At 70.4% G+C, this 5,132-nt stretch carries 9 protein-coding genes; 6 read left to right on the top strand and 3 right to left on the bottom strand.

Annotated elements, in window-relative coordinates:
- From ABD327_RS36830 to ABD327_RS36820, 3 genes are all read right to left on the bottom strand, one after another.
- The coding region (locus ABD327_RS36830) for a hypothetical protein (RefSeq protein WP_344458271.1) at window positions 1-596 on the bottom strand (596 nt) is incomplete at its 3' end.
- A 243-nt stretch (window positions 597-839) separates the two neighbouring features.
- On the bottom strand, window positions 840-1,355 hold the full coding sequence (locus ABD327_RS36825) for a GNAT family N-acetyltransferase (protein WP_344248263.1): 516 nt from the start codon (window positions 1,353-1,355) through the stop codon (window positions 840-842).
- Between the two features lie 20 nt (window positions 1,356-1,375).
- On the bottom strand, window positions 1,376-2,137 hold the full coding sequence (locus tag ABD327_RS36820; RefSeq protein WP_344458268.1) for a GntR family transcriptional regulator: 762 nt from the start codon (window positions 2,135-2,137) through the stop codon (window positions 1,376-1,378).
- A gap of 130 nt (window positions 2,138-2,267) precedes the next feature.
- Between ABD327_RS36820 and ABD327_RS36815 the strand changes: the two genes are divergently transcribed.
- The 6 genes from ABD327_RS36815 to ABD327_RS36790 form a co-directional block, all read left to right on the top strand.
- A complete protein-coding gene (locus ABD327_RS36815) occupies window positions 2,268-2,771 on the top strand; it encodes a hypothetical protein (protein ID WP_344458265.1) in 504 nt (167 codons plus the stop codon).
- Window positions 2,768-3,067, top strand: coding sequence for a hypothetical protein (locus ABD327_RS36810; protein ID WP_344458263.1), 300 nt, complete (start codon window positions 2,768-2,770; stop codon window positions 3,065-3,067). The genes ABD327_RS36815 and ABD327_RS36810 overlap by 4 nt, the downstream gene beginning before the upstream one ends.
- Complete coding sequence (locus ABD327_RS36805) at window positions 3,064-3,480, top strand: ATP-binding protein (RefSeq protein ID WP_344248245.1); 417 nt, start codon at window positions 3,064-3,066, stop codon at window positions 3,478-3,480. The genes ABD327_RS36810 and ABD327_RS36805 overlap by 4 nt, the downstream gene beginning before the upstream one ends.
- A complete protein-coding gene (locus tag ABD327_RS36800) occupies window positions 3,477-3,809 on the top strand; it encodes a hypothetical protein (protein WP_344248244.1) in 333 nt (110 codons plus the stop codon). The genes ABD327_RS36805 and ABD327_RS36800 overlap by 4 nt, the downstream gene beginning before the upstream one ends.
- The gene (locus ABD327_RS36795; RefSeq protein ID WP_344458260.1) at window positions 3,806-4,816 is read left to right on the top strand and encodes a hypothetical protein; all 1,011 of its coding nucleotides are present in this window, start codon (window positions 3,806-3,808) and stop codon (window positions 4,814-4,816) included. The genes ABD327_RS36800 and ABD327_RS36795 overlap by 4 nt, the downstream gene beginning before the upstream one ends.
- A gap of 24 nt (window positions 4,817-4,840) precedes the next feature.
- Window positions 4,841-5,132 (top strand): hypothetical protein (locus ABD327_RS36790; RefSeq protein WP_344458258.1); only part of this gene is annotated, 292 nt, incomplete at its 3' end.

Raw genomic sequence — 5,132 nt, 5'->3', positions numbered from 1 at the left:
AGCAGCTCGTCCTCGGCCTCGGCGTCGCGGCCGGAAGCGGGATCAGCGTCGGGGTCCTGGGGGCTCTCGGTCGGCTCCTCGGCCAGCTCCTCGGCCGACGCTTCGGTCGACTCCTCGGCGGCCTGGGCCTTCTTCTTGCGACCGCGCTGGGGGCTGGGCTTGCCCTTGTCCGCGCGTGTCGGTTTCGCCGGGGCCGCGGCCAGGTCGGGACGGGACTCTGCGGTGATCGGCGGCAGTCCCTTGTCCTCGCGCTCGCGCTGGATCTGCTCGCGCTGGGCGTCGGACCACCACGAGTAGGGGATGCACACCTCCCACCGGGTAGGGCGCTGGTAGGGGGGGATCTTCAGGTACCGGGCGGGGGGCGGGGTGGTGTCCTTGCGGATCAGACCACGCTTCTCCATGTCGCGCAGTCGGCGGGTGAACGTGCTCTTGCTGACGTCCACCAGGATCTCCAGGTGGGAGCGGAGCGAACGGTACGAGTTGCACCCGTCGGCGTCGGCCGCGTCGGCCAGCGCGATCAGGATCGTCCGCTCGATGACGTCGGCGGCCGGAGCGTGCTTGATCGCCCAGATGATCGGGTAAGCGCTGCTGCTCACCGCTCACCCCCGATGGCGGCGGCGGCACGGAGAACGGTCATGACCGACGTCGGACGCCCAAACGAGGGGCGGGTACGCGAAACGTCGGCGTACTTGGGTACGCTCATGTAATACGTCTTTCTGTCAGTGAGATGAGTGGAAGACATCAGAGGGGCATGGAGCTGCGAGCTCCCTGCCCCTCTTCATTTTTGAAGAAGAGCTAGGCCCCAGTGCAGCCTGATCTGGCAGTCTGCCACGTGATCCTTACGATCGACACACGGCGCTGTGGACAACTTCTGGCACCGTGATGCCCGCAGCCGGCCGCTGGAAGAGTGCGCCGGACCCCCGTCCCGGCACAACCACCGTGCGGACATGGCTGAACCCGCGACGCAGGTAGTAGCGCTGCAAGGCCGTGTTCTCGCGCCAGCAGTCCAAGCGCAACCAACGCTTGCCCCGGGCCCGAGCTTGCTCGCACGCCCAGTCCAGCAGCTGATCGCCCAACCCGGTGCCTCGGTGGGCTGCGCCGATCATGAACTTGTACAGGTACAGGGCGGTGTCGGGGTCGTCGTCGGCGGTCCAGAAGTCTGGGTCGGCGCCGGCCAGCGTCAGGGATGCGACGATCGCTCCCCGCTCTTCGACCACGTACGTGTTCCCGGCGGCCAGGCCGTCGCGGATGTTGCGGATGCCGCGGGCCCGGTCGACCCACTGCTGGATACCCGCGGCGTGCAGCCACGTCTCGGCTTCCACGCGCAGCGCGACGACCGCATCGGCGTCGTCCAAGGTCCCCTTACGGATCACTCTCATAGCTCCAGTTCGTAGACGAGAAAGTGCTTGTCGCCGCCGAAAACGGTGACCATGTGGCGGATCGGCTGCCCGTCCTCGCCGTAGCCCGTCCGGTGGTGCTCGCCGACCGGCGTGCCCGTCGGGATGTCGAGCTGGTCGGCCTCGGCCGGGGTGGGCATCCGGATCCCGATTCGGTCCCGGATGGACACCTGGGGGCAACCGATGGAACGAAGAATCCCACCGGGAACAGCGATGTCGCGCTCTTCCATGAGCAGCGTGTCCCTGGCGATGGACTCCGGGAACCAACTGACGGACAGCTGATAAGGCACGTTGTCGACGTAGCGCACGCGGTGGCGACGCACGGCCAGGGCTCCGGGCTCCAACTCCAGCGCCAGGGCGACGTCGGCCGGCGGCACCGTGATGGAGACGCTGACCTCCTGGCGGGGCTCGCGGCCCTGCTCGGCCACCGCCGCCGCCCAGTCGTCCATGCCAGTGGAGGCGTTGTCGCGGCGCTCGCCGCGCTCGAACTTGCACAGGTTCCATTCCAGCGGCCGCTGGTCCCGCACGCGCCTGCCCAGGCGGCCCATGCCGCGGGTGATGAGGCCGTCAGCCTGGAGCTGCGCGAGCGCCTGCCGGACAGTTGTGCGGCTGATCCCGTACTGGGCGGCCAGCTGCATCTCTCTCGACACCTCGCTGTTGGGCGGCAGATCGCGGGAAACGATCCGTTCACGCAGCTCTTTGTACAGCCCTTCCCACAGGGGCGTGTTGCTGTTGCTCACCATGGCCTCCCTGCTCAGAAATTTTTTGTAGGAACAGTCGGTGCAGAGGCTTGAACACCCCGGCTTCTGTGCCTACAGTAATGACTGAACGGGGCGCGATCAAGCGCCCAGGCAAGAAGAAGGGCCCCCGGTGAGCCGCCAAGCAAACACCGAGGGCCTGGACCACAACCGACTAGAGCGGAGCAGTCCTGTGTCCATCTTCTCCATCACCGGCCACTGCGCCAAGCAGCGCCCCCAGCAGCTGGACGAGCTGCTGGCCCAGACCTACCCCGGGGCGATCACCTGGGCACTGGCCCGCACCCCCGACCTCCTCATGGAGGACGCCCTCGGGCACGGTGAGGCGCCCGTCTCCTACGAGGAGCGCCTGGCCGAGTGCCGCCTCACGTTCATGAAGCACCTGGCCACCTGGATGGACCACCACGGGCTCTCGGTGTCCGACCTCCAGGCCGCCCCCGCGATCAACATCCCGCTCCCCGTCGACCGCGACCCCCTGGTCCTGGTCCTGGACCCCGAGCTGCTGGAGCCGCTCGTGGGCGACCTGGAGGAGCTGGCCCGCACCGACGCCCTCGCCGACATCTTCGGCGAGATGCTCCTGGAGGCCGACCGCGAGATCGCGCTGGCGGTGGCGGCATGAGCATCCGCGACACCACCATCATCGCCGCGCTGGCCGCCCGCAAGGCCGCCGCCATCTGGCCCGAGGGCGTGGTGGCTCGGGCCATCACCCGCCACGGCACCCCGATCGACGTGACCGTCTCCGGTCGCGGGGGCAACCGGATGCACCACGCGGCGTGCGACGGCTGCGGCCGCAGCAAGGACACCCCCGCCAGCCACACCGGCGACATCCTGCCGGTGCTCCTGGCCTGGGTCGACGACCACGCCACCACCTGCGCGTTCCTGCCCCGCCCGACGCGGACGGAGGGCGCCCGGTGAACGCGACCTTCCTGGAGACCGTCATGCACGACGTGGCCGTCTGGACCCTGCCCGGCAACGACCCGCGCGTGGTCGGGATCGCCCGCGACCACGTGGCCGGGCACCTGGCCGGCCACCCCGCCCAGGACGGCGCCCGCCGGGTCGTCTCCGAGCTGGTCACCAACGCCCACATCCACTCGCGCTCGGGCCGCGAGGGCGGCTTGATCGGCGTCGGTGTCGCCATCCGCCGCAACGGCGACGTCTCGGTCATCGTCAGCGACGACGGCCCGGCCGAGCCGCACGAGGGTGAGCGCGTCGACTACGGCCGCGGCCTGTTCATCTGCGCCTACTTCGGCCACATCGTGATCGAGGAGGAGCCCGACGGGTGCCAGGTCTTCACCGTCACCATCGGCGCGCAGGAGGAGGACAAGTGAACCTCCGCCACCTCTACATCGAGCTGCGCATCCAGGGCCGCACCCCCGCCCAGGCCGCCGAGCAGCTCGGCCTGACCGCCGAGATGGCCGACCGCTACGAGCGCGGCGTGCGCCTGCCGCTGCTGCCGGCCGCGCAGCGGTCGGCGTTCGTGGCCGCCCTGGCCATCGTCGCCCTCCTGGCCGGCCTCCTGCTCCTGGTCCTGCTCGCGGTCTACGGCCGGGCCGCTGCGGTCCCGAATGCGGCCTGGCTGGTCTTCCTGGGCCCGGTCTGGCTGCTGGCCAACGTTCTTGCCCGTCTCGTCACCCTCATTGCTGGAGCCCGCCGATGACCACCATGATCCCCGCGTCCTCCCCCGAGCCGTCCGGCGAGGACATCGCCCGCGGCCTGGCCGCGCTGGAGCTGGCCGCCAACGACCACCCCGAGGTCGAGACGCAGACGGTGGAGCTGTTCGAGACGGCGGAGCCGACCGGGGAGACCAAGCGCGTGGCCGAGCTGCGCGCCGAGGTCGCCGAGGCCCACCGCCTGGCCGTCCTGCAGGACGACGACACCCCGCTGCTCCTGGAGAGCGACAAGGTCCGCAAGATGCGCCGCAAGGCCGCCGAGGCCGCCCGGCTGCACGAACTCGCCCAGGACCCGATGGTGCGCGCCTACAAGGCCGCGAAGATGCGCCGCCTGTTCGTGGGCGTCCTGGTGTCCGCGCTGGTGCTGGCGCTGTCCTGGTCGACCGCAGGCGTGCAGGCCTTCGCCGCCGACGGCGCGAAGGCCTGGACCGCGGCGTGGCTGTTCGCCTGGCTGGTGGAGCCGTTCATCTCCCTGGCGCTGCTGGGCGTGGTCGGCTCGCGGGCCTACCTGGCCGTGCAGGGCACGCCGCTGACCGGTGAGGCCGAGACCGTCACCAAGCGGATCGAGTGGCTCTTCCTCGGCCTGAGCCTGGGCATGAACGCCTACCCCTACCTCCCCGGGATCGCCGCCCCGTTCGAACTGCACCGCCTGGTGCTGCACGTGCTGGGCCCCATCGTCGCGGTCGCGGTCGTGCTGTACCTGCCGGTCCTGCTGCGCGGCTTCACCGACCTGAACTTCGGCACCGGCGAGGCCTCGGCCGAGGGCCCGCACAAGGGGGGTACTCCCGGCGCGTACAGGGAAAACGCCCGTACCCCGTACCCCCGTACCCCCCCGGTCCGGACCCCCAACATCGAGGCCCTGGCGGCCCGGGTGCGGGCCCTGATCGCCGCCGGGGAGCTGGCGCCGGACCCCGGAATCCACAAGATCCGCGCCGCGCTCAAGCCGATGCCGTGCAGCACCGACACCGCCCGCGCCATCAAGAACGCCCTGTAACCCGACTCGAAAGGAGAACGACCGATGAACCAGAGTCCTCAGCGCTGGTCCGGGGAGATGCTGGACGACCCCGAGATGGTGGAGGCCTACACCATGCAGCTGCGCGGTGTGCTGTCCGAGCACGCCGAGCGGGTGGCCCGCATCCGCCGGGACGCCGAGGCCATGTGGGCGGCCAACCCGCCCGCCGGCTACTCCTCGTTCGAGGCGTGGTGGCGGCACCGCTGGCTGACGGGGCCGTTCCGCGAGATCCAGGAGCACCTGGAGGCCGCCGCCGCGCTGACGTTCAAGCTGGAGGCCCGCTACCGGCGCGGCCGCC

The organism is Actinocorallia aurantiaca (assembly GCF_039533685.1).
GTDB classification, from domain to species: domain Bacteria; phylum Actinomycetota; class Actinomycetes; order Streptosporangiales; family Streptosporangiaceae; genus Actinocorallia; species Actinocorallia aurantiaca.
The sequence above is the reverse complement of the archived record's forward strand: the minus strand, read 5'-3'. Positions and strand labels throughout refer to the sequence as shown.

Bases quoted from the DNA above. Each gene is read 5' to 3' on its own strand.
- ABD327_RS36810 (WP_344458263.1), top strand. From the start codon at position 2,768: ATGAGCATCCGCGACACCACCATCATCGCCGCGCTGGCCGCCCGCAAG.
- ABD327_RS36795 (WP_344458260.1), top strand. From the start codon at position 3,806: ATGACCACCATGATCCCCGCGTCCTCCCCCGAGCCGTCCGGCGAGGAC.